The following is a 20,724-nucleotide window of genomic DNA, read 5'->3' as shown; positions in this document are numbered from 1 at the left end:
GATAGATCCCTCCTACAAGAGTCCTACAAGAGCGTTAAGCAGGTCATCCTGCTATTTTTTCATTACAGGAAAATACACCTCGGTAACCGACTCCTCCGGGGCGGCGGTTTGATGGGGACCGGTTACATATACTTCATAGGGGGATTGCATCCATTCATATCCTTCCTTATCCGCCCATTCTCTCAGCTTGGCATAGACCGATGCCAATTCGGGATAGGCACCCTTTAATACGGACTTCGCACACAGGCCTCCAGGCAGTTCTCTCGTGCCTTTTACAACCTCTTCCACCGGGATCGCAAACTCTGTATCATTGCCGGCCGGATCGTATTCAGGGCTGTGGTAGATCGTCATTGGCGTGCCAAGCAGGGTAAGTTTTTCCCCAGCGATCTTGGTGTACAGTCTGCTAAAATACGGTCCGTATCCTGACATGTAGTCATCCCTACTCATCATCTGCCGCATGGAGAGGATGTTCATAGGCCGGGTTTCAACGAGCTGCACTTCGATATGGTCGAGGTAGGACATCATGGCTAGGCCCTTCTCTAAATTTAAAATGTCATCGCTCATTTGGTTCAGGGTATATTCAAGAACACTGACCTTCTCCTGTATCTCCCCCCTCTTGCGGCGAAGAGCAGAACAAAGCTTCTCATCGGATATATCCTCTTCCCATTCCACCATGGCTTTGATGTCTTCCAGCGAAAAGTGATACGATTTCAACCTGTTGATCAAGAGCATCTTTTGGAGCTGTCCGATGGAGTAATACCTATATCCATTCTCGGGGTTAATCTCATCCGGCTTAATTAATCCGATCTCATCATAGTATCGAAGCGTCTTGGTAGATACTTCACAGATCTTCGAGAATTCTCCAATCGATAGCAAGAGGCCTCCTCCCTTCGTCGTGTGTTCCTACGGATTGCCTGCTTTGTATTGTACACTCTACCCCTTACCCTAAGGGCAAAGTCAACTGCAATGATCTCTGCGATTCTATGGTGGTCAGGCAATCCGGCCTGGAAATACAAAAAGCCGCCCATCCCCGTTACCGGGAATGAGCGGCGTGTGCTTCACAACCATCATCTGTCTCTATCGTTATTTATCATACCGGACTGCAGCCGATTCTACAATACCCCCGGGAGCGGATTCCCATGATGATTTTGTAAAGCGGCCGCAGTCCTTCGGGCTCCGGTTCCCCGAAGAGTAAGTGCCCTCGAGCGCTCATACCTCCTTAGAAAATACGCCGCTCCCAACCCATCAGCTTTGCTATCGCCTCGACATAGTAGTAATCGCCGTAGATCAGCGAAACGTCTACATTCTGTCCGGCGGGCTTGTGGCCCGTGCCGGAGAGCAGGATCGCCTCGTGCTCCGGCCGGTCCCACGTGCCGTAATGACGTGTGAGGCCCAGCAGGATGCGCTCGGCGCCCTGCCGGTAGACGGCCCCCCCAGGGCCCGGCAGCGCATCCGCCAGCTCCAGCAGGCCGGATGCGGCGCAGGCCCCCGCGGACGTATCGCGGGGCTCGGCAGCGAGATCATCTGCTGCGCGGAAGTCCCAGTGCGGCACGCCGTCCTCCGGCAGGCATGCCAGGAAGTAATGCGCCACCCGCTGTGCCGCCTCCAGATAATGCCGGTCCCCCGTATAGCGGAACGTGTTGGCCATGCCGTGGAGTGCCCAGGCGGCCCCCCGGCTCCATGAAGAATCCGGCGCCGCCCCTTGGCCGCCCAAGGATTCGATGACCGCGCCGGTATGCGGATCGAACGACACGATGTGGTTCACGGAACCGTCTGCGCGGATGAAGTGCTCCACTACCGTGTCGGCATGAGCCCGGGCAATCTGCGCGAAGCGGGAGTCTCCGCTCTCTTCGCTTGCCCAGAAGAGCAAGGACAGGTTCATCGAGGAGTCTACGATGGACCAGCCAAGCTTGTCGCCGTTCCACGCCCGGATGAACCGTCCGGCGAGATTGAACCGGCCGGCCAGGAAGTTCGCCGCCTGCAGCCCGCGCCGCAGCCCATCCTTATCGCCTGTCAGCTTATACTTGATGACCGCCGTCGGAAGGAACTGGAACCCAACATCGTGATGGTAATTGTTGTCCTCGATCATGCGGCGCTCCATCTTCTCATCCCACGGCCATGCCGCTTCGCGGTACGCCGCTTCTCCCGTCATGTCGTGCAGGATCCACAGCAGGCCCGGCCAGAAGCCCGACGTCCACCAGTCTATCCGCAGGTCGTCATATATTCCTTCTTCCGGCCTTGCCACGTGGGGCGACTTGCCGCCGATTTGGCCGATCATCCGGCTTACCTTGGTCTGCAGCAGCGTCCAGACTTCCGGCAGGATCTCCTTCAGCTGTGCCTCGTCTCTCCACTTCGCAGCTCCACCCTCCGCCTGCACGGATCGTGCATTCCCCGCTCTATCCGTCATCGCACTCGCTCCTTCGTATATTCATTGTGAGAGCAGCCGGCCCGGATATACGGGTTATTCACTTCGGGCCTCGTCCGGTACCATGCCGGCCCCTCGTAATACTATCCAGCGTATTGTACGAAGGCGGCAGCTCCACCCGCTCCGACGGGACGGTGTAATGAGTCTGCAGCGGCCCGCCACACTCTCCACGGCCCGCCGAGCCCCCCTGCAATGCTCCCACTCCTGCGTCAATCTCCGGCCGATCCTTTGTGCGGCCTTACCCTTCCATCCTGACGATCTATCCTTGTCTTGTTCCCAGCATACCAAAAAGAGCGCCCCCAAAGTATGGCTCTCTTATGCTAAAATGTCGTTAGAATACGATGAAATGAATCCGCCTGGAGGGGAGGCACCTGCCGTGAAACTGATGAATTACATGAACCTGAATACACATCCCATTGTGCTATCTTTCCGCAAGAAGCGGACTTCCGGTATTGTGGATTATTACCATGCGCACCAAGGGCTCGAGCTGCTCTATATCCATGAAGGAAAGGGAACCGCCGTTGTAGAGCAACAAATCATCGAACTCCGCCCTGGCCTTGTCCTGGTCTTCCGGCCATATCAGCTGCACCGGATTCATGTACAGCCGCTGCCTCAACAGCCTTACGTCCGCTCGCTGTTCGTCCTCGAACCCCCCGTACTGGACGATGCCCTAGTCCCATTCGCCGGACTGCGCAGCTTCCTGCAGGGCTTGTGGAAGGACCCGCTGGCCCCCCGGGTCTTCGACAGCGAATCGCCGGCCGCCGGGGAGGCGCTCTTGGCGCTTCATGCAGTCCGGCTGGCGCAGCCCGCCCCGCACGCAGGGGCGGAAGAGCAGCTGCTGTTCCTCACCGCGTTCCTGGACTATATCCGCAGCGCCTGCCGCCCCGTCGCCCCGGCCGCCGCCGGGCATTTTCCGCTCTCCCGCGGCTCCGCTGCGGCCGAGAGCATGATGGCTTGGATCGAGAACCACTTCGCGGAGCCGTTCGAGCTGGCGGCGCTGGCCCGGTCCGTGCATCTGTCGCCCAATCATGCCTCGGCCGTCTTCCGCCAATCCGTCGGGAGCTCCCTCACGGAGTATGTGACCGCCCGCCGCATCCGGCAGGCGTGCTGGCTTCTGCGCACGACCGACCTCTCCGTGCAGGAGATTGGCCAGGGCGTGGGGCTCGGGAGCTTCTCGTACTTTTGCCAGCTATTCAAGAAGCACACCGGGCTCTCGCCGCACCGGTTCAGGAAGGGACATCCGTGAGCGGCGGCAGGGAAGCCTCCTCCCGTTCCGGCCCTCCCCCGCGGCCCCGGACGCTGCTGCGGTACTGTGTAGGGGAGAGAGCCGTCTGCTTTTTGAACAGCCTCGAGAAGTAAGGCAGCTCCAGCCCGACCCGCTCCGCCACTTCCGTCACGGCAAGGTCCGAGTCCCGCAGCAGTTCCTTCGCCCTCTCCATCCGCTTGCGGTTGATGTAAGCGATCGGGGAGAGACCCATCATCGTTTTGAAGTACGGCATGAAATAATTGGGGTGAAAATGCACCAGACGCGCCAGTTCTTCCACCGTCATTCCCTCGCTGAGATGCGCGTCGATATAACGGAGCACGGAAGTGATCTTGCCTTCGGCGGCGGAGGGGGCCAGCGCAATTCCCTGTCCTTGCTGTCCTTGCTGCCCGAGCGCCTCTTCCATGTAATAGGAGACGAGCTCGAGAAGCAGCGCCTTGATGCGCAGGGGCGCGGTCAGCGCCTGACTGCGGTAGAGCGTCTCCAAGGATTGGAACTGCTGCTCCACCCAAGCCTCCTCCCGCGCCCGGATGCAGCCCGGCAGATCCAGCATCTGGAAGAGGTTCACATCCCCCACCTTCGCTCCAAAGTGGCACCAATACTTCCCGAACCTGTCCTCGTCGCCGCATAACCCCAGCTCAAGCTTCGCCCCTGCCGGCAGCAGCAGAAGCTCCCCCGGCTGCGGATGGAACAGGCGGCCCCGCAGCCGGACCCACCCGCTCCCCTCGCGGATGAAGTAGAGGCGGTTCTCTTCCGGATTCTCGAAGCGGTAACGCCAGTTCGTTCCTACCTTCGTATAATGCACCGTATCGAGCGTCATCTGCGCATTGTCCAGGTAACTCCTCATGACCTGCAGCTGCTCCTGCTCCATCTTCCCGGCCTCCCGTACAGCATTCGTGCTTCCATCATACCCCGAATACAGGGCGCTGCCTATAGGGGCTGGGGGACCTTGAGGGAGCAGGGGGAGGGACGGAAGAGCCGGGAAGCGGGAGGGCAAAAAAGAGCTGCCGTACCTCCTTGCACCACACGTGCAAAGAGGTACGGCAGCCCAATGGCCGGTACAGCGTAAGGCAGCAGCTTGACCGCAAGAAGGGAGCGGCCTGGCGGTAGCGCGGCCTGCATGCTGTGCCGCTTCCGCGCACACGGCCTGCGCCTACTTCGCGCTGCCGACCGGCACGGCCTGCGGCCTACTTCGCGCTGCCGCCCGGCATGGCCTGCGGCCTACTTCGCGCCGCCGCCCGGCACGGCCTGCGCCTACTTCGCGCTGCCGCCCGGCACGGCCTGCGCCTCGGCCTCCAGCTGCCGCAGCGCCGCCTCCGGCGTCTGCCTGCCGGCCGCCGCCGCCTCGAGGCGCTCCGCGGCGAGCAGCGGCAGCACCCCGGCCAGCTCGGCCGGCAGGACGCGGGCCTCCTCCGGCTGCGACGGACGCAGCCGGTAGAATGCCTCGGCATGCTTGCCCTGCAGCAGCCGCAGCGTGAGACCCGGCAGCCGTGCGGGCAGATGCTGCTCGCCCGCTGCCGCGGCCCGCCCTTTCGCCGCCTCTTCGCCGGCGATCCACTTCACCAGCGTCAGCGCCGCTTCCTGCTGCTCCGACACCGCAGCAGCCGCATACACCTTGCGCAGCGCGAACGTCGTGGAGACCTCACCCGGCCCGACGGACACCGTCGGTTCGGTTGCAACATTCCAGTCCTTGGAGGCCTCGGATGCTCCAGTCCTGGAGGCCTCATCCAGACGCCTCGCGAAGTCGTAATCGCCCAGCACCATGGCGGCCCGGCCTTCCAGGAACAGACGCACGGCACTCCCCTCCGCGGCCGGTGCGCCGCCGGGTTCCGCTTCTCCGGAAGCGTGCCCGCCTTGCCCGCCGTCCTTCTCAATTCCCGTCGGCTGCGCGGCCACGGCTCGCTTCGCTTCCTTCTGCATCCTCCCGGTATAGACAGCCCCGCGCCGCACAGCCTCTACCGCCTGCCCCCAGAGACCGCTCCACTGCGCCGACTGCAGGCTGAAGCGGCCCGCCGGATCCAGCAGGTCCAGCCCTCCGCCCGCCGCGGCGTTCAGCATGCCGTCCACCAATCCGGTATCCTCTCCGGCGGCCAGTCCGTAGATGCGCTCCCCTTCCTCCGTCTGCACGGAGGCGAACCGGGAAGCAGTGCCGAGCAGCTGCTCCCAGGTCATGCCGTCGCGGGGAGCGGGCACACCGTAGCGGCCGAACAGCGCAGGATGGTAGTACAGAGCCAGCTGGTCATACTCCGGTGCGATGCCGTACAGCCCGCCGCCTCCCAGGCGGCGCAGCGATTCCATGACGCCGGTATGCATCCGCCCGGCCTCCCAGCCTTCCTCCCGGGAAGCCTCCTCCAGCGCCAGCAGTCTCCCTTCCTCCGCCAGCATGCTGAAGGTCCGGCCGGCAGCGAGCTCCAGCACGTCGGGCTTCTCGGCCCGAAGCCACGCTGTCCAGGCCGAATCCTCCTTCTCCGGCTCGAATGCGGACCGGCCTCCCAGCGGAATCACCCGCAGCTTCGCATTCGGATATCGCTTCTCGAACGCCTGCCCGTAAGACGCCATGAAGTCCGCAGCCGAGTCTGAAGCCACTTTGAGCACGATAGGCTTGCCGCCGTTCAGCGCGCTGCCTTCCGCTCCCGGATCTCTGCCGATCCGCCCGGCCCAACCGGCCAAGGAGTCCGCCTGGGTGATGCCGATGGCCAGCAGCAGGCCGCAGGCCAGGACCGGACTCCAGCGGATCAGCCTGCGGCGTGTGCGCGGCACCCGGCCCGACGCAATCCGCTGCATCACCCGGCCTTCCAGCTCTCTCGAGTAGCCGCCTTCCCGCAGGGGAGGCCGGCCCCCCAGCTCCTTTTCCCACGGCGGGGTTTCCCTTTTGCCTCTCATCTCCGCTCTCCCCCTTCCCGCTCCAGCAGATGGGATACTTTGGCCCGGGCCCGCGACAGCCTCGACTTCACCGTGCCTTGGGATACGGCAAGAAGCTCCGCAATCTCGGCATAGGACAAGCCGTGGTGCGCATGCAGCAGGAGCACCTCCCGCAGCTTGCGGGGCAGCTCCAGTACCGCTCCCCATACCTCTTCGGTGACGAGGGCGGCGACTGCCTGCGATTCCGCGGACGGGCCGTGCTCCTCACGCCGCGGCGAACCGAATGGGATCACCCGGCGGAACCACGCCGAGCGCCAATAATCGCGCACCAGGTTGCGGGTGATCGCCAGCAGCCACGTACGCACACTGCACTCGCCGCGGAAGCTGTACATCTTTTCATAGACTTTCACGAACACATCCTGTGTAATATCGTCGGACAGCGCATGATCGCGGGTCAGGAAGAAGACGTAATTCCATACGTCCTCGCCATAGGCCCCCATCAGCTCCGACAGCACGCAGCTCCGGTCCACTCCGCCGGAGAGCGATTTCAAATAGTCGAACGCCACCCGGCTCACCTCTCTGCTCTATTGGACGGAGCAGCCGGGGATAAAGTTCCCTTTTCTCTCCGCGGGCCGCTCTTCTTCCTCATTTCTTGGGAGCTGACCCCGCTCTTGGCCGCGATCCACCGCCCCTTCTGGCGAGGGCATCCGGGCTTGTTTCACCCCTAGACCCCCCGGGTAAAAAGAGACAAGCAAGCACAGAACACACTCTTCCATAAAGGGACAAAACAGACAAAGGAGCGTGAGTGGCAATGAGTTGGATTATTATGATTATCATGGCGATCGTCATCGGTGTTATCGGATCTGCGATCGCCCCGGGACGGATGCCGGGCGGCATCATCGGTTCCATGATCGCCGGATTCGTAGGCGCTTGGATCGGCGGCATGCTATTGGGCAGCTGGGGTCCGCAGCTCGGCGGGTTCTCCGTCGTACCGGCCATCATCGGTGCAGCCTTGTTCGTCCTGGTCCTCAGCCTGCTGGCCCGCGGCATGAACCGCGCTGCTTAAGATCCCGGGTTCCGGATCCCTCGTACAGGCACAGACACAAGCAGCCTATCTCCATATACCAAATCTAAGGAGTGAATGATTATGAGTACAGTGAACACGTCTACGGAAAGCAGAAGCAGCTCCCTGCTGCTCGGTACGGTTGTCGGTGCAGCTACAGGCGCCCTGGTGGCTCTGTTGATGGCTCCGAAGACAGGACGCGAGCTTCGCAGCGACCTGATGGAAGTGGTGAACACCATCCAGACCAAAGGGGCCGAGTATATGGCCATGGCCAAAGAGAAGGCGGCTGATACCGCGTCCATGGTGAAGGAGAAAGCGTCCGATACGGCTACGATGGTAAAAGAACGCGGCTCCGAGCTGGTCGAGAAAGCCCAGCAGGCCACGACATCGGTGGCGGACGCTTCCCATGAAGCCATCGACAAAGCGGCTAATGCTTCCGAGCAGAAGCTGAGCGGTGCCGCCGACTCGGCGCACAAGGCACTCGAATCCGCTTCCACCGCCGCCCAGAATTCGCTGGACAAGGCGGAAGACGCCGCGAACAAAACCGCTGCATCCCGCTATTAATTCATAGCCGAAGCCCAGCGTCCCGCTCTCCTTATGGAGAGCAGAGCGCTAGGCATGCGAAGAGCCGTTCCTCCCTCATCACTGATGAGAGAGGAACGGCTCTTTGCGGCGGCTGCCGCACGCTGGTGAATCCGAGGGGCGTGCGCTGCGCAGGCGAGGGGCGCAGCCCGGACCTATGCGGCTGCTGAAGACCCGGCTTACTTGGAGTCAGGAGACTCCGGAGGCTTCCCCAGATAATGAAGCAGCCGTTCCCGGTCTCTCTCCATCAGACTGTCGGACTGGCTCTCGATGAAGCGGAGGCCGCTCGCCGTGTCCGTCCCGTTCTCGAGGATGTCGGTGACCGACTCGGTCCACAACCCCCTCAGCTCCCGGTCGAACGGAGCGGGCGTCTGCCGCTCGACTCGCGTCAGCCCGTAACGGTACAGTTCATCCATCGGTGTCAGATCCATGAAGGAACTCTGCCGTGCCGGTGCCTTGAGCTGTGTCGTCATGCAGGCAAAATCCCAGGCAAGCTCCTTGCTCTGAGACCGGCTCGGGATCGCAAGCGACGAGCCGCCGCTCCAGCCGTACAGATTCAGCGGCAGCCTCGTCATGCTCCACAGCCCCTTGGTCTGAGGCGCCCATTGCTCCAGCGCCTCCACGCCCCAGCGCCCCATATAGAGCATCGCCAGCTTGCCGCTGCGGAGCGCCTCCTGCCCCGGCTCCGTCCGCACGGAACTTCGCAGGGCCAACCCTGCCCGGCGGACTTCCTTGGCCAGATCGAGCGTGAGCTGGTAGACCGGCTGATTCCGGGCGAACGACAAGTCCTCCCGCACGTAATTCCCCTGCATGGCGGACACCTCTACCGGCTCGGAATCCCATTGAAAAATATAATGGTCCTTCTCTTTGAGCCTCCGGGCCACATTCAGCCAATTCTCCGGCGTCTCTAGGTAGGCGCCCAGCGCCTCCGGATCTCCCGGCAGCCCGGAGTCCTCGAGCAGATCACGCCGGTAATAGGTCGCTGCCGTTGGGAGCTGGACCGGAAGGGATATCAACCGCTCGCGGTCGAAGGAGGTATAGAGCTTCCACAGATTGCCGGGAATCGCCTCCTTATACGCGGCAGCCGCGTAAGGGGGCTCCTCCAGGTTCTCCAGACCTTCAATCGCATTGAACTCCCCGATGTCCTCGTTGCCGATGAGCAGGAGGTCAGGGGGCGCTGAGTCGGCAAGGCCGTTCAGATAGGCCTCCACATAGTCCTTCTGCGGGAAGGTCGCCACATTCACCTGGACCTCCGGATGCTTCGAGCGGAACGCCTCCGCCTCGCGGGAGATGTCGTAATAAGTCCAGATCGTCAGCTGCGGTACCGTGGCAGCGACCTGGTAAGCACGCTCCAGCTGGGCGGCTTGCGGCAGCTGGGCAGCCGTGTCGCCGGCGGCCGGTCCGCAGGCCGTGCCGAGGAACGCGAGCAGCGTGAGCGCGGCGGCAGCCGTCAGCCGGTTCCCCGGCCATGGATAATGTCTCATCTTTTCTATCCCTCCCTTCTCCCGCCTCCTGATTCGCCATCCCTTCCTTAGAGCAGTTCGCTCAACAGCTGCTCTAACGGTATGCGCGGCAGGGGTTTGCTGTAGTAATAGCCTTGCATTTCATCGCATCCGAATCCGTGCAGGCACGCCAGCTCCTCCTGCGTCTCGACCCCTTCCCCCACAACCTTCAGCTTCAGGCTGTGGGCCATCGTGATCAGGGCCTGTACGATCGATGCGTTACTCATGTCCCGGTCCATCCCGTGGACGAACGACCGGTCGATCTTGAGCGTATGCGGCATCAGCCGTTTCATCTGGGCGAAGGAAGAGTAGCCGGTGCCGAAGTCGTCGATCGCCAGACGAATGCCCATATCCTTGAACTGCTGCAGTGCCTCCATCGCCCGCTCCTCGTGGCGGATGAAGGATTCCTCCGTAATCTCGAGCTCCAGCAGCTGCGGCGGCAGCCCCGACTCCCGCAGGATCCCGGCGACCCGCTCCACAATATCAGGCTGTTCAAGCTGGCGGGGGGACAGATTCACCGCCATGAGCAGACCCGGCGCCCGCTCCTGCAGGCGCTGCCCTTCGAAGCAGGCCTCGCGCAGCACCCATTCGCCGATGGCCCGGATCTCTCCCGTCTGCTCGGCCAAGGGAATGAAGCGCGCAGGCGGAATGTATCCCTCCTGCGGATGATTCCAGCGGATGAGCGCCTCCACGCCGCTGATCTTCCCGCTCAGCCCGTTGTACTGGGGCTGGTAGAACAGTTCGAACTCGCCGGCGGCTAGCGCCCGGTGCAGTGCCTGTTCGAGCTGGAGACGCTCCGCCGCGCTGCCGTTCATCGTCTCGGAATAGAAGGCATAGTGGCCTCCCCCGCGTTCCTTCGCTTCGTACATCGCATCGTCCGCATTCTTGAGCAGGCCGTCGGCGTCATCCGCGTCGCCCGGGAACAGCGAGATACCAATGGAGCAGCGGACGAAGATCTCCTGCCCCTGCAGCATGACGGGCTCTGTCAGCGCCGCCAGAACGGCTTCCGCCGTCTCCGCCACTTCGCTTCGCTTCCGGCAGGAAACCAGCACGACGAACTCGTCGCCGCCGAACCGGAAGACCGGCGCATGCCTCACCCCGGCTGCGAGCCGCTGCGCCACCGCAATGAGCAGCTCATCTCCGGCCGAATGTCCGAACGTATCGTTGACCTGCTTGAAGCGGTCGAGATCCAAGAAGAGAATCCCGAGCAGCAGTCCCCGGTCAGCGGGCTGCTCCATCCACTCGCTCAAGTATTTGCCGAAGTGCAGCCGGTTCGGCAGGCCCGTCAGCATATCGTAATAAGCAAGCTGCTCCAGACGCCGCTCCGACTCCTTCAGAAGCTCGGTCTGGGTCTGGAGCCTGCCGTTCATCCGGACCGTCTCACGGAACATCTTGAGCAGCTCGCCCGACATCGCCCGGAAGTTGGTCGTCAGGCGGCGGACCTCCGTTACCCGGGACTCCGGCCAATGAATTTCTTCCTCTTCCTTGAGCTTCCGGGGAAGATCGGCCGTAGCCTGACCCAGCAGCTGCAGTACCGAGGTGAGACGCCGGGATGCGCTCAGCGTGAACATCACGGCTGCGAAGAGGAAGAGCAGCACGAGAGTGTAATTCAGCAGGTGCAGCGCTTGAAGCTCATGGAGATACACGTCCATCGGCACTTCGAGCAGAAGCACGTAGGGCAGACCTTCCAGCGGCTTGCTGTAATAGAAGCTCGACTCCTGCCAGGCCGCTATCTCGAACAGTTGTTGTCCCGGAGCCGGTCTACTGAGATAGAGACCCGGCTGTTCCTGGGGAAGCAGCTGCCATCCCGATTTCCATTCCCAAGGCTTCCTTATCCTCTCAGGCACATTCGAAGCTGCGACGATATTTCCGCTGTCGATCACATAACTGCGGATCCCTTCTTTATCGCCGAGCTTCACCAGCACCTCGTTCAACCGGCTGAGTTCGAGCAAGGAATGAAGCTTCAATCCGCGGAGTTCTTCGTCATTCCAAGTCCGCAGTTCCTGTTCCAGTTGAATGGCCTGCCCTTCGGTCAGCCCGCCGGTCCGCTCCAGCATCATAGCATTCTGGTACCAGCTAACAATGGTCATGAGCAGAACGAAGGGCAGTAGAATCGCTGCCATGACGAGATGGAACAGAATCCGTTGGTAGGAGATGCCGCCCGCAGCATCCGGCGCGCGATACCCGGCCAGCCGATACAGCGGCAGGTAGGATATAGCTATATCGGCGAGGAGGGCATTGAACGCCCCGTACATACTCGATTTGAAGAGCAGCAGCAGCGTTTCGGGGCCCGCATGTCCTACATCCGCATAATAAGCAGCCGACAAGATCAGCCAGCCCGCTGTTCCCCAGTAGAGCAGATCGGCGATGAGCAGATATTGCTTCTTGTTCCGGAGGATCCAGCCGGTGAGGGCCACCTCAGGCACAAGGAAGAAGGCCGAAAGCGGAAGCCCCACGAGCACTTTGCCGGTAACAACCGCCAAGACGGTAAGCACGACAGCCGGAACAATACCGAAGAGCCGTAATCCGATCATCAGGAATACGCCGGCAAAACTAAGATAAAGTCCGAAAATCATCGGTACGGTGTGTGTAAGGGCCACAACAGCCAATCCATAAAGCACTGCCCCTAGCAGGAGGGGGCGGATCCGTTTGTGCAGGTTCCGGCGTGTGAATTTCATGATATCGGTCCTATCCTGGTCTGAATGGGGAGCGGTTTACCGCATGTTCCACTAAAGCTACTCTTTCTATATCGGCGAAAGCGAAGTGGGATTATAGGCGAAGGTGATAACGGAGAGCAGGCCAGCCATTCCCATAATAAATTCGAATATTCTGTCAATTTAGCGATTCGGGCTTGGTAATCCTTGGACGGCATAGTACAATATAGACAGGTAGTTACAGTCCTGCGCAGCCCTTTCCTTCGTTAGTACGCTTTTCTGCCGCGCGGTGGATGAGCCCCTCCCCCCTTTACCAAACTTAGTATGTACTTTATTGCCGCCGCAGCGAGCATCATCTTTGAAGTTTGTGCCGCAAAGTTCGATACTTGCGCTCGATGCAATAAACCGTGAAGGGAGATGAGGTGCCATGAGCAAGCTGGAAGAAGGACATAAGAGAATTGTGGACCTGCTGGAAGAGGGGACGCTCCGGCTGGAGCTGGATCCCGAAGATGGAAGGCTGAGACTCCGTGACGAAGCCTCGGGGGAGTGGCGAGAGCTGCCGGCCGTCGCCTCTGCGGCTGCTGTAAGAGGGGGAGCTGACGAAGGAGGAGCACAACAAGAGCAAGCCGGTGAAGCGGATCTCGGTATCCGGTGGCATTGGATCCCCGTGTTCATCGTGATCTTCCTGATCTCCGCAGGGGCCATGCATTGGATCACTTCACAGCCATAACGCACGGCTGCCGCTCTGGGCCCTTCTCCTCCGGCGGACAACAAAAAGCCGGGGAGCTTATCCCCGGCTGAGCTGTTCGATCCATCCCTCTTCTGTCTGCCCCTCGTGAAAACAGGCGGCGACCGGAATCCTCTCCCGCTCCGGCTTCACGAAGTGCCCGTTCTCTAGATAGTAACCGCGTTCCTTGGCCGCTGACAGCGACCGGCAGAAAAGCTCAGCCGAGCGGATCGCCTCCTCTTTGTCCGTAAACGTTTCCAATACATTGCCGAAGCCCAACGGGTTCGTCGTCGATTGGATCGCCAGAATATACTGCTTCTCCGGCGTTTCCCGCACCAACACTTCACTGCCGCTGCATTTGATACTATGCTTGACTGTCATGACTCCCACCGCCTTATGGAATATTGGGGCTCGTCGTCCTTGTTTATTATTACCCGGTGGCCTGACGGCTGAACCCGCGGCGGACCAATTGGTTCAGAATTTTCTGACTTTTACAGACCCATCTATGCCTTCTTCCGCCTCTCCCTCTATCCCTCAGTCCACACCCATGCAAAAACGCGCCTCTCGCAGGCGCGTCTATGTCCCCATTCCCATACTGTTGTTACCGTCCGGTTCCTGGAAGTAAGCCTTAAGCTTGTCGAGCGCCCGCTTCTGGATCCGGGAGACGCTCATCTGGGAGACCCCCAGCTGATTGGCGATCGTCCGCTGTGACTGCCCTTCCACATAAGCCAGCTGCAGCACCTTCTGCTCTTCGGGTTTGAGATGCACGAGGGCTTCCTGAAGCGCAAGACGGTTCTCCACTTGGCTGTATGCATCGCTTGGGGAGCCAATCACATCCCCGATCGTCGAGCCGTTATCTTCGGCCGATAGAGGCGTATCCAGCGATACGTAGTGGTAATAGTCCCGTCCGGCAAGGATTTCGATGGTTTCCTCGACGGAGAGGTCCATGGCCGAGGCGATCTCGTCGACATTGGGCGACCGCTCGAGCTTCACCGTCAAGGTATCGACCACCTGCTGGATCTGGTTGCCCTTCTCTTTAATGCGCCGCGGCACTTGTACGTACCAGGACTTGTCACGCAAATAGTTCTTCATATGGCCGATGACGCTCTTCATCATATAGGCCTCGAACTGTACGCCGAGCGTCAAATCAAACTGCTTCAGCAGCTTGAGTACGGACATCTGCCCCACTTGGTAGAGGTCTTCGAAGAGATCGGGGCGATTGCGTGACATTTTACCGGCCGCCATTTTCACCATCGGCTCATACTGCTGGAGCAGCACGGTCGCGGTATCGTTGCAGCCGGTTTGCTGATATTTTACGATGAGCTCTTCAGCGCTCGCATTTGCCAATCGCTCCGAATTGATCTTCATACCATTTCCTCGCTCCTGGATACCCGCTTCGTGAGGACCACTTCGGTTCCGATGCCCGTCATCACTTCCACGTCATCCATCAACGCCTGCATCAGATAAATGCCGAGTCCTCCCACATTGATTTCATTCAGCGTCTTGTCATGCAGGGATTCGGCGCGCTGCGCTTTGTCCTCGAAGTTAAAGCTCGGCCCGAAGTCCTTCACGACAATGCGCAGACCGTCATTCATCTTCTCGAACCGCACTTCCATCTGCCCCGGATTGCCGGGCTCATATGCATGCACGACGGCATTGTTACAAGCTTCGGCTACCGCCACTTTCATATCTTCGATCTCTTCATAGGTGAAGCCGAGCTTGGAGCTGATGCCATACAGCGTCAGCCGGACCAAGTCGATGAACTCCGCTTCTGCAGGAACAGTGAGACTTACTACTTGAGATTCGGGTTTCATACGGTCGCTTCGATCCTTTCCTATCCGTTAATGGTCCGTGCTTGCGTCGCGTCGTTGGCGGCTTCGTTCGTCTGCAGGAATGCGGTGATCCCCGTCAGGTCGAACAACCGTTTGATCTTAGGTGGGATGTCTTCTACCGCGAAAGGTGCTTTGAGCACGTCCCGGGCCTTTAATACCGATACAATCACACCGATGCCGGTGCTGTCAATATACTGCAGCTCCCGCAGGTTCAGTACGAGCTTACGCGACGTATCGGCGATGAACGTATCCAGCGCGCAGCGAAGCTCCGCTACTTTGGACAGATCCAGCTCCCCTTGCAGATATACGGTGTTGGCACTTTCCGTTCTTTGTGTTTCGACTCCGAATGCTTGCGACCTATCCATATTGTTCCTCCCCCGGCTGCAGCTTGTCTCCGACATGAAGAAGTCGGCAGCCCTGTTAATCTTCCTTTAATTACCCCAGGACTGCCGTGCTGAAACAGACGGCGCATATTTTTTTGTAAAAGTTTTCGGAGAAGGCGTTTAGGCCTTGCTGAGCCCCTGGCTCTTCGCCGACTTGCGGTTGCGGAAGGAATTCCAGAGGTCGATCACGACCGGCACGGCCTGCATGACCTTCACGACCTTGTCCTCGGACGGACTGCCGGCCAGCTTGTTCGTTTCGACCACCTTGCTGCGCACGGTTCCGGCGACGGAAGCCGATGCTTGCTTCAAGGACGAAGTGATCTCCTCCACCGCATCCCCCACGTTCTTCACGGAGTAGACGACCGAATCAATGGAGTGCAGCTTGTTGCGCACATCCACCGTCACCTCGTTGGTGTGGCGGAGCACTTCGGTCGCTTCGGCGCTGATGCCGCTGACCTGCTGCTGAATCTCACGCATGATCCCGTTCGTCTGCGTCAGCAGGGCCGATACCGAGCGGAGCGTCATAATAAGGAAAACGACGAGTGCTACGAAGGCGATAGCGGCGATGGCTACGCTGGCCTCGATGATCCAGTTGTTGTCCATGTGTTTCCTTCCTTTCCTGTCCCTTTGATTGGTTGGTGTTGGACTATGTTTACCCCGGGGTTCCGGGCTTGAAACCCCATCCTCCTCCTGCCGCAGATCCAGGGCACCGGGCTGATTCAGACCCTGGCAGCCCGGGTTAAGGATAGACATGCCAACATTAACCACCCGGCCCGGCAGAGGCCGGCACCTACACCAATCCATATAATCTCAGGAGGGATACCGTCATGGCTAAAGTACTCGAGAAAGAAAAAGAACTGAAAGAAAAAGCAGCGAGAGAGTCTTCTTCTAAAGAAGCGTCTTCCCGAGAATCCTCTTCCAAAGGATCTTCGCGCTCCTCTTCTTCCAAGGATTCGCAGAGCGAGCTGCTCTCGCTGATCAACCAGCAGATCGCCAACTGGGCGATCCTTCATATGAAGATCCATCAGCACCACTGGTACGTCAAGGGGCCCAACTTCTTCCCGCTCCACGTGAAGTTCCAGGAGCTGTACGAGGAAGCATCCCTGACGCTGGACGAGCTGGCCGAGCGCCTGCTGTCCGTCGGCGGCCAGCCGGTGTCGACGTCCAAGGAGATTGCCGCGGCCGCCACGATCGAAGAGCATGAGCCGCTCGAGACGGCTGAAGAGATGGTCCGCTCGCTCCGCGATGACTACAAGCAGCTCATCGAAGAAACAGGCGAAGCGATGGAACTCGCGGAAGAGGAGAAGGACGAAGGCACGCATGATATGCTGCTGGAGCTGAAGACGAAGCTGGAGAAGCACGTGTGGATGCTGAACGCCCATCTCGGACGCGAAGTTGAATAATCCCTGGATGCGCTGCGGCCCTGCCGCTTGAAGAAGAGAGCCTGACCGGTATCCGGTCAGGCTCTCTTTGTGCTGCGCCGCCCTCCATAGGAGAGCTGCAGCCGGGCGGGCAGGCAGCCGGCGAACGGCTCCCTCCGTGTCCCCTCAGGTGCTTCGGACCGGCGCTGCCCTTTCTTGTCATAAGCTGACATTCCTTGGAGAATACTACGCCTGATCAAGGGCTGTGAAGATGACCCATACCAGGAGGATGAACAGCGATGAGAACATGGATGTCCCGCTCCGCGGTCACCCTGCTCGTGGCGTTGGTGGCGCTCACCGGCTGCGGCAAGAACACGGGCAACAACGGTACAGCCGATTCGGGCAACACAGGTACAGGAGGCACGGCCGCCGGAACCGAAGGCGGCGCGGCAGGCAATCAGGCCGGCGCCAAATTTACGATCGGCATGGTAACTGACGTTGGCGGCGTCAACGACAATTCCTTCAACCAAAGCGCATGGGAAGGGCTGCAGAAGCTCGAGAAGGACACAGGAGCCAAGGTGAAGTATTTGCAGAGTAAGAGCGACGCAGAGTATTTGCCTAACCTGAACCAGATGGTCAAAGGCAATTACAGCCTGACTTGGGGCATCGGGTTCATTATCGGGGATTCGATGAAGACGGTGGCGTCCCAGAATCCGAATGCGAAGCTGGCGATCATCGACAATGTCGTCGATGCGCCGAACGTGGCCTCGGTCACCTTCGCTGAGAACGAAGGGTCCTATCTCGTCGGCGTCGTCGCCGGGCTCATGACGAAGACGAACAAGATCGGCTTTGTCGGCGGCATCGACATTCCGGTCATCAAGCGCTTCGAAGCGGGCTTCCGGGCCGGGGTGACCGCCGTCAATCCGCAGGCCAAGCTCACCGTGAACTATACCGGCGCCTTCGATAAGCCCGACCTCGGCAAGGCGGCGGCAGCGACGCTCTATAACGATGGAGCGGATATTATCTTCCACGCCTCCGGAGCCACGGGCAACGGCGTATTCAATGAAGCGAAGGACCGGGTGAAGGGCGGACAGAAGGTCTGGGTGATCGGGGTCGATCAGGATCAATCGAAGACCTTCGGCGACGATGTCACGCTGACGTCGATGATGAAGCGGGTGGATCAGGCGGTATACCGCGTCTCGAACGACTTGATCGGAGGCAAGTACGAGGGCGGCAAGACGACGGTGCTCGGCCTGAAGGACGACGGCGTCGGTCTTCCGGAGACTTCCGCGAAGAATGTGCCGGAGGAAGTGCTGAAGAAGGCCGAGGAGTATAAGCAGCGCATTATCAGCGGCGAGATTAAGGTTCCGGAGCAATGAGTCTCTCCCCTGCAGGAGCATCCGGGAGCATGCCGCCCTCCGTCCCCCTTGTCGAGATGCGCGGGATCACGAAGCGCTTCCCCGGCATCGTAGCCAATGACGGGATCTCGCTCACCCTCGGGCGGGGCGAAATCCTGGCCCTGCTCGGGGAGAACGGAGCCGGCAAGTCTACACTGATGAATATCCTCTTCGGCTTGTACCAGCCCGACGAAGGAGAGATCCTGGTGAACGGGGAACCTGTGACGATCACCGGGCCGAAGACGGCCATTCGCCTCGGCCTCGGCATGGTCCACCAGCACTTCAAGCTCGTGCAGCCCTTCACGGTAGCCGAGAATATCGTGCTCGGCATGGAGCCGAGACAGGGGCTGCAGATCGACTACCGGCAGGCGGAGCAGGAGGTGGCGGCGCTCTCCGACCGGTACGGCCTGCGGGTCGACCCCCGTGCGAGAGCCCGGGACATCTCCGTCGGCATGCAGCAGCGGGTGGAGATCCTGAAGACGCTGTACCGCGGGGCAGAGATTCTGATCTTCGATGAGCCGACGGCCGTGCTGACCCCGCAGGAGATTCAAGAGCTCATCGCGATCCTACGCAGGCTCGTGCAGGAGGGCAAGTCGATCATTCTCATTACCCATAAGCTCAAAGAAATCATGGCCATTGCCGACCGGGTGACGGTGATCCGGCGCGGCAAGGTCATCGAGACGGTGGTGGTCGCCGAGACGAACCCGGATGCGCTGGCCGCCAAGATGGTCGGGCGGGAAGTCTCCTTCCGGCTCGACAAACCGCCCGCCCCAGCAGGATCCGCCGAGAGGGCGCCCGTGCTTCGCGTCGAGGACGTTACGGTCCGGGGCCGCGGCGCGGCCCCCGCGCTGAACGGCATCTCCTTCGACGTGTTCGGCGGGGAGATTCTAGGCATCGCGGGGGTGGACGGCAACGGCCAGAGCGAGCTCATCGAGGCGCTCTCCGGCCTTCAGCCTGTGGACGGCGGCCGCATCCTGCTCTCCGGCCGCGACCTCGCGAACCTGTCCCCGCGGGAGGCGGCCGAGGCGGGCATCGGACACATTCCCGAGGACCGGCACAAGCGGGGGCTCGTGCTCGATTTCTCCATGAGCGAGAATCTCGTGCTCAAGAGCTACTACACCTCCGCTTACAACCGCGGAGGCTTCCTGGACTACCGCGCGATGGACAGGCAGGCAAGCCGGCTCATCGGCGAGTTCGACGTCCGCACGCCGGGCTCCCATACCCCGGCCCGAGCCCTGTCCGGCGGCAACCAGCAGAAGGCGATCATCGCCCGCGAGGTCGACCTCAATCCGGAGCTGCTCATTGCCGCGCAGCCGACGCGGGGGCTCGATGTGGGAGCGATTGAGTTCATCCACAAGCGGCTCCTGGAGCAGCGCAGCCGCGGGAAGGCGGTGCTGCTTGTCTCCCTCGAGCTCGACGAGATCCTGCAGCTCTCCGACCGGATCGCCGTCATCTACGAAGGCCGGATCGTCGGCATCGTCGATCCCGCGTCTACATCGGACCGGGAGCTCGGGCTGATGATGGCAGGCTCGCTCCGGCCCGCCGCGGCGGGGAACCCCGCCGGGGCCCAAGTGGCATCCGATTCAGGAGGTGACGTCCATGGCTAAAGATACCCGTCTGTCCGGCAGCGCGGTGCTTCTCCCGCTGGCCGCCGTGATCCTGGGCCTGCTCGTGGGCGCCCTGATCATGCTCGCGGGAGGCTATGCTCCTCTGACTGCCTATGCCTCCCTCATTGAGAAGGTAATAGGCGATCCGTACAGCATCGGCGAGACGATCCGCGAGATTACCCCGCTGATCCTGACCGGCTTGTCGGTCGCCTTCGCCTTCCGCACCGGACTGTTCAATATCGGGGCCGAAGGCCAGTTCATCATGGGCATGACCGGCGCTTCGATCGTCGGCATCAAGCTCAGCCTCCCCTTCTGGCTGCATGCGCCGCTGGCCGTCATCGCCGGAGCCCTGCTCGGCGGGCTGTGGGGCGGCATCGCCGGCTATCTCAAGGCCCGGCGGGGGGTCAACGAGGTCATCACGACGATCATGCTCAACTGGATCGCGCTGTATCTCGCCAATTACATCGTCGGCAGCTTCCTGCTGCAGCCCGGCCAGCAGCGCTCCTATCACGTCCAGGAGAGCGCATCGCTTGCTTTGGCGGCCCTAAGCGATGCTTTTGGCCATGCCCGGCTGCATGCCGGCATCTTCCTCGCCCCGCTGGCCGCCGTCGTCTTCTACATCCTCTTGTGGAAAACCCGGCAGGGTTATGAACTGCGGGCCGTCGGCCATTCGCCGAGCGCCGCGGAATATGCCGGCATGAATGTCAGCGCCGGGGTGATCCGGGCGATGTTCATCGGCGGGGTGTTCGCCGGACTGGCCGGCGTCGTCGAGGTGCTCGGCGTATTCCAGTACCAGGTGATCGCGGCCGGTTCGCCAGGGTACGGCTTCGATGGCGTGGCGGTGGCGCTGCTCGGCGGCAACCATCCGCTCGGCGTCGTCCTGGCGGCGATCCTGTTCGGCACCCTCACCTACGGCTCGGCCGGCATGAGCTTCGGGGCGGATGTTCCGCCCGAAATTATCCGTATCATCATCGGCTCCGTCATCTTCTTCGTGGCCTCACCCGCGATCATCCGCCGGGTGCTGCGGCTCGGGAAGCGGCGCAGCTCCGGGGAGGTGACCTAGCC

Annotated in this window: 20 protein-coding genes; 8 read left to right on the top strand and 12 right to left on the bottom strand. The window is 60.9% G+C overall.

The genetic code is table 11. The features are described 5' to 3' along the window. Window positions 1–51: 51 nt before the first annotated feature. Window positions 52–876 carry a MerR family transcriptional regulator gene (locus tag O9H32_RS09485; protein ID WP_269865788.1) on the bottom strand — a complete coding sequence of 275 codons (825 nt, stop codon included), beginning with the start codon at window positions 874–876 and terminating at the stop codon, window positions 52–54. A gap of 343 nt (window positions 877–1,219) precedes the next feature. Beyond that, a complete protein-coding gene (locus O9H32_RS09480; protein WP_269866057.1) occupies window positions 1,220–2,428 on the bottom strand; it encodes a glycoside hydrolase family 88 protein in 1,209 nt (402 codons plus the stop codon). A gap of 382 nt (window positions 2,429–2,810) precedes the next feature. Between O9H32_RS09480 and O9H32_RS09475 the strand changes: the two genes are divergently transcribed. After that, the gene (locus tag O9H32_RS09475) at window positions 2,811–3,671 is read left to right on the top strand and encodes a helix-turn-helix domain-containing protein (RefSeq protein WP_269866056.1); all 861 of its coding nucleotides are present in this window, start codon (window positions 2,811–2,813) and stop codon (window positions 3,669–3,671) included. Here the strand turns inward: O9H32_RS09475 and O9H32_RS09470 are convergent. The 3 genes from O9H32_RS09470 to O9H32_RS09460 form a co-directional block, all read right to left on the bottom strand. Then, window positions 3,652–4,560: a helix-turn-helix domain-containing protein gene (locus O9H32_RS09470; protein ID WP_269865787.1), complete on the bottom strand. Its 909-nt coding sequence runs from the start codon at window positions 4,558–4,560 to the stop codon at window positions 3,652–3,654. The two genes, O9H32_RS09475 and O9H32_RS09470, sit on opposite strands and share 20 nt — an antisense overlap. A gap of 383 nt (window positions 4,561–4,943) precedes the next feature. After that, window positions 4,944–6,572: an ABC transporter substrate-binding protein gene (locus O9H32_RS09465; RefSeq protein ID WP_269865786.1), complete on the bottom strand. Its 1,629-nt coding sequence runs from the start codon at window positions 6,570–6,572 to the stop codon at window positions 4,944–4,946. Beyond that, window positions 6,569–7,117, bottom strand: a complete 549-nt coding sequence (locus O9H32_RS09460) for an RNA polymerase sigma factor (protein WP_269866055.1) — start codon at window positions 7,115–7,117, stop codon at window positions 6,569–6,571. Before O9H32_RS09460 ends, O9H32_RS09465 begins: the two co-directional genes overlap by 4 nt. Window positions 7,118–7,362: 245 nt before the next feature. Between O9H32_RS09460 and O9H32_RS09455 the strand changes: the two genes are divergently transcribed. Next, window positions 7,363–7,617, top strand: coding sequence for a GlsB/YeaQ/YmgE family stress response membrane protein (locus O9H32_RS09455; protein WP_269865785.1), 255 nt, complete (start codon window positions 7,363–7,365; stop codon window positions 7,615–7,617). An 81-nt stretch (window positions 7,618–7,698) separates the two neighbouring features. After that, window positions 7,699–8,178 carry a YtxH domain-containing protein gene (locus O9H32_RS09450; RefSeq protein ID WP_269865784.1) on the top strand — a complete coding sequence of 160 codons (480 nt, stop codon included), beginning with the start codon at window positions 7,699–7,701 and terminating at the stop codon, window positions 8,176–8,178. A gap of 197 nt (window positions 8,179–8,375) precedes the next feature. On the opposite strand, the gene O9H32_RS09445 is transcribed toward O9H32_RS09450, so the two are convergent. Together O9H32_RS09445 and O9H32_RS09440 are read right to left on the bottom strand one after the other, a co-directional pair. Beyond that, window positions 8,376–9,680, bottom strand: a complete 1,305-nt coding sequence (locus O9H32_RS09445; RefSeq protein ID WP_269865783.1) for an ABC transporter substrate-binding protein — start codon at window positions 9,678–9,680, stop codon at window positions 8,376–8,378. A 47-nt stretch (window positions 9,681–9,727) separates the two neighbouring features. Continuing rightward, window positions 9,728–12,376 carry a putative bifunctional diguanylate cyclase/phosphodiesterase gene (locus tag O9H32_RS09440; RefSeq protein WP_269865782.1) on the bottom strand — a complete coding sequence of 883 codons (2,649 nt, stop codon included), beginning with the start codon at window positions 12,374–12,376 and terminating at the stop codon, window positions 9,728–9,730. Between the two features lie 403 nt (window positions 12,377–12,779). Here O9H32_RS09440 and O9H32_RS09435 point away from each other — a divergent pair, with 403 nt between their 5' ends. Continuing rightward, window positions 12,780–13,082 carry a hypothetical protein gene (locus tag O9H32_RS09435; RefSeq protein ID WP_269865781.1) on the top strand — a complete coding sequence of 101 codons (303 nt, stop codon included), beginning with the start codon at window positions 12,780–12,782 and terminating at the stop codon, window positions 13,080–13,082. Window positions 13,083–13,139: 57 nt separating this feature from the next. Here O9H32_RS09435 and O9H32_RS09430 read toward each other — a convergent pair whose 3' ends face one another. The 5 genes from O9H32_RS09430 to O9H32_RS09410 form a co-directional block, all read right to left on the bottom strand. Beyond that, window positions 13,140–13,460, bottom strand: a complete 321-nt coding sequence (locus O9H32_RS09430; protein WP_269865779.1) for a hypothetical protein — start codon at window positions 13,458–13,460, stop codon at window positions 13,140–13,142. A gap of 195 nt (window positions 13,461–13,655) precedes the next feature. After that, window positions 13,656–14,447 (bottom strand): sigma-70 family RNA polymerase sigma factor, encoded by a 792-nt coding sequence (locus O9H32_RS09425; protein WP_269865778.1) that lies wholly within the window; start codon window positions 14,445–14,447, stop codon window positions 13,656–13,658. After that, on the bottom strand, window positions 14,444–14,893 hold the full coding sequence (rsbW, locus tag O9H32_RS09420; protein ID WP_269865777.1) for an anti-sigma B factor RsbW: 450 nt from the start codon (window positions 14,891–14,893) through the stop codon (window positions 14,444–14,446). The genes O9H32_RS09425 and rsbW overlap by 4 nt, the downstream gene beginning before the upstream one ends. A 20-nt stretch (window positions 14,894–14,913) precedes the next feature. Continuing rightward, on the bottom strand, window positions 14,914–15,276 hold the full coding sequence (locus O9H32_RS09415) for an STAS domain-containing protein (RefSeq protein ID WP_269865776.1): 363 nt from the start codon (window positions 15,274–15,276) through the stop codon (window positions 14,914–14,916). A gap of 138 nt (window positions 15,277–15,414) precedes the next feature. Then, entirely contained in the window at window positions 15,415–15,897 is a 483-nt protein-coding gene (locus tag O9H32_RS09410) for a DUF948 domain-containing protein (RefSeq protein ID WP_269865775.1), read from the bottom strand. Window positions 15,898–16,121: 224 nt separating this feature from the next. Here O9H32_RS09410 and O9H32_RS09405 point away from each other — a divergent pair, with 224 nt between their 5' ends. The 4 genes from O9H32_RS09405 to O9H32_RS09390 all read left to right on the top strand — a co-directional run bounded on the left by O9H32_RS09405 (window position 16,122) and on the right by O9H32_RS09390 (window position 20,722). Next, complete coding sequence (locus O9H32_RS09405) at window positions 16,122–16,697, top strand: Dps family protein (protein WP_319946932.1); 576 nt, start codon at window positions 16,122–16,124, stop codon at window positions 16,695–16,697. Window positions 16,698–16,954: 257 nt separating this feature from the next. Further along, window positions 16,955–18,034, top strand: a complete 1,080-nt coding sequence (locus tag O9H32_RS09400; RefSeq protein ID WP_269865774.1) for a BMP family lipoprotein — start codon at window positions 16,955–16,957, stop codon at window positions 18,032–18,034. A gap of 29 nt (window positions 18,035–18,063) precedes the next feature. Continuing rightward, entirely contained in the window at window positions 18,064–19,659 is a 1,596-nt protein-coding gene (locus tag O9H32_RS09395; RefSeq protein WP_269865773.1) for an ABC transporter ATP-binding protein, read from the top strand. After that, window positions 19,652–20,722 carry an ABC transporter permease gene (locus O9H32_RS09390; protein ID WP_269865772.1) on the top strand — a complete coding sequence of 357 codons (1,071 nt, stop codon included), beginning with the start codon at window positions 19,652–19,654 and terminating at the stop codon, window positions 20,720–20,722. Before O9H32_RS09395 ends, O9H32_RS09390 begins: the two co-directional genes overlap by 8 nt. The last annotated feature ends 2 nt before the right edge of the window (window positions 20,723–20,724 follow it).

This window comes from Paenibacillus caseinilyticus (assembly GCF_027533645.1).
Lineage (GTDB): Bacteria > Bacillota > Bacilli > Paenibacillales > NBRC-103111 > Paenibacillus_G > Paenibacillus_G caseinilyticus.
The sequence above is the reverse complement of the archived record's forward strand: the minus strand, read 5'-3'. Positions and strand labels throughout refer to the sequence as shown.

What these genes read in the sequence shown, in the direction of transcription:
- O9H32_RS09400 (WP_269865774.1), top strand. Translation starts at nt 16,955, where the DNA reads ATGAGAACATGGATGTCCCGCTCCGCGGTCACCCTGCTCGTGGCGTTG.
- O9H32_RS09410 (WP_269865775.1), bottom strand. Translation starts at nt 15,897, where the DNA reads ATGGACAACAACTGGATCATCGAGGCCAGCGTAGCCATCGCCGCTATC.
- O9H32_RS09465 (WP_269865786.1), bottom strand. Translation starts at nt 6,572, where the DNA reads ATGAGAGGCAAAAGGGAAACCCCGCCGTGGGAAAAGGAGCTGGGGGGC.
- O9H32_RS09395 (WP_269865773.1), top strand. Translation starts at nt 18,064, where the DNA reads ATGCCGCCCTCCGTCCCCCTTGTCGAGATGCGCGGGATCACGAAGCGC.
- rsbW (WP_269865777.1), bottom strand. Translation starts at nt 14,893, where the DNA reads ATGAAACCCGAATCTCAAGTAGTAAGTCTCACTGTTCCTGCAGAAGCG.
- O9H32_RS09415 (WP_269865776.1), bottom strand. Translation starts at nt 15,276, where the DNA reads ATGGATAGGTCGCAAGCATTCGGAGTCGAAACACAAAGAACGGAAAGT.
- O9H32_RS09405 (WP_319946932.1), top strand. Translation starts at nt 16,122, where the DNA reads ATGGCTAAAGTACTCGAGAAAGAAAAAGAACTGAAAGAAAAAGCAGCG.
- O9H32_RS09455 (WP_269865785.1), top strand. Translation starts at nt 7,363, where the DNA reads ATGAGTTGGATTATTATGATTATCATGGCGATCGTCATCGGTGTTATC.
- O9H32_RS09470 (WP_269865787.1), bottom strand. Translation starts at nt 4,560, where the DNA reads ATGGAGCAGGAGCAGCTGCAGGTCATGAGGAGTTACCTGGACAATGCG.
- O9H32_RS09390 (WP_269865772.1), top strand. Translation starts at nt 19,652, where the DNA reads ATGGCTAAAGATACCCGTCTGTCCGGCAGCGCGGTGCTTCTCCCGCTG.
- O9H32_RS09475 (WP_269866056.1), top strand. Translation starts at nt 2,811, where the DNA reads ATGAATTACATGAACCTGAATACACATCCCATTGTGCTATCTTTCCGC.
- O9H32_RS09435 (WP_269865781.1), top strand. Translation starts at nt 12,780, where the DNA reads ATGAGCAAGCTGGAAGAAGGACATAAGAGAATTGTGGACCTGCTGGAA.
- O9H32_RS09430 (WP_269865779.1), bottom strand. Translation starts at nt 13,460, where the DNA reads ATGACAGTCAAGCATAGTATCAAATGCAGCGGCAGTGAAGTGTTGGTG.
- O9H32_RS09440 (WP_269865782.1), bottom strand. Translation starts at nt 12,376, where the DNA reads ATGAAATTCACACGCCGGAACCTGCACAAACGGATCCGCCCCCTCCTG.
- O9H32_RS09425 (WP_269865778.1), bottom strand. Translation starts at nt 14,447, where the DNA reads ATGAAGATCAATTCGGAGCGATTGGCAAATGCGAGCGCTGAAGAGCTC.
- O9H32_RS09450 (WP_269865784.1), top strand. Translation starts at nt 7,699, where the DNA reads ATGAGTACAGTGAACACGTCTACGGAAAGCAGAAGCAGCTCCCTGCTG.
- O9H32_RS09445 (WP_269865783.1), bottom strand. Translation starts at nt 9,680, where the DNA reads ATGAGACATTATCCATGGCCGGGGAACCGGCTGACGGCTGCCGCCGCG.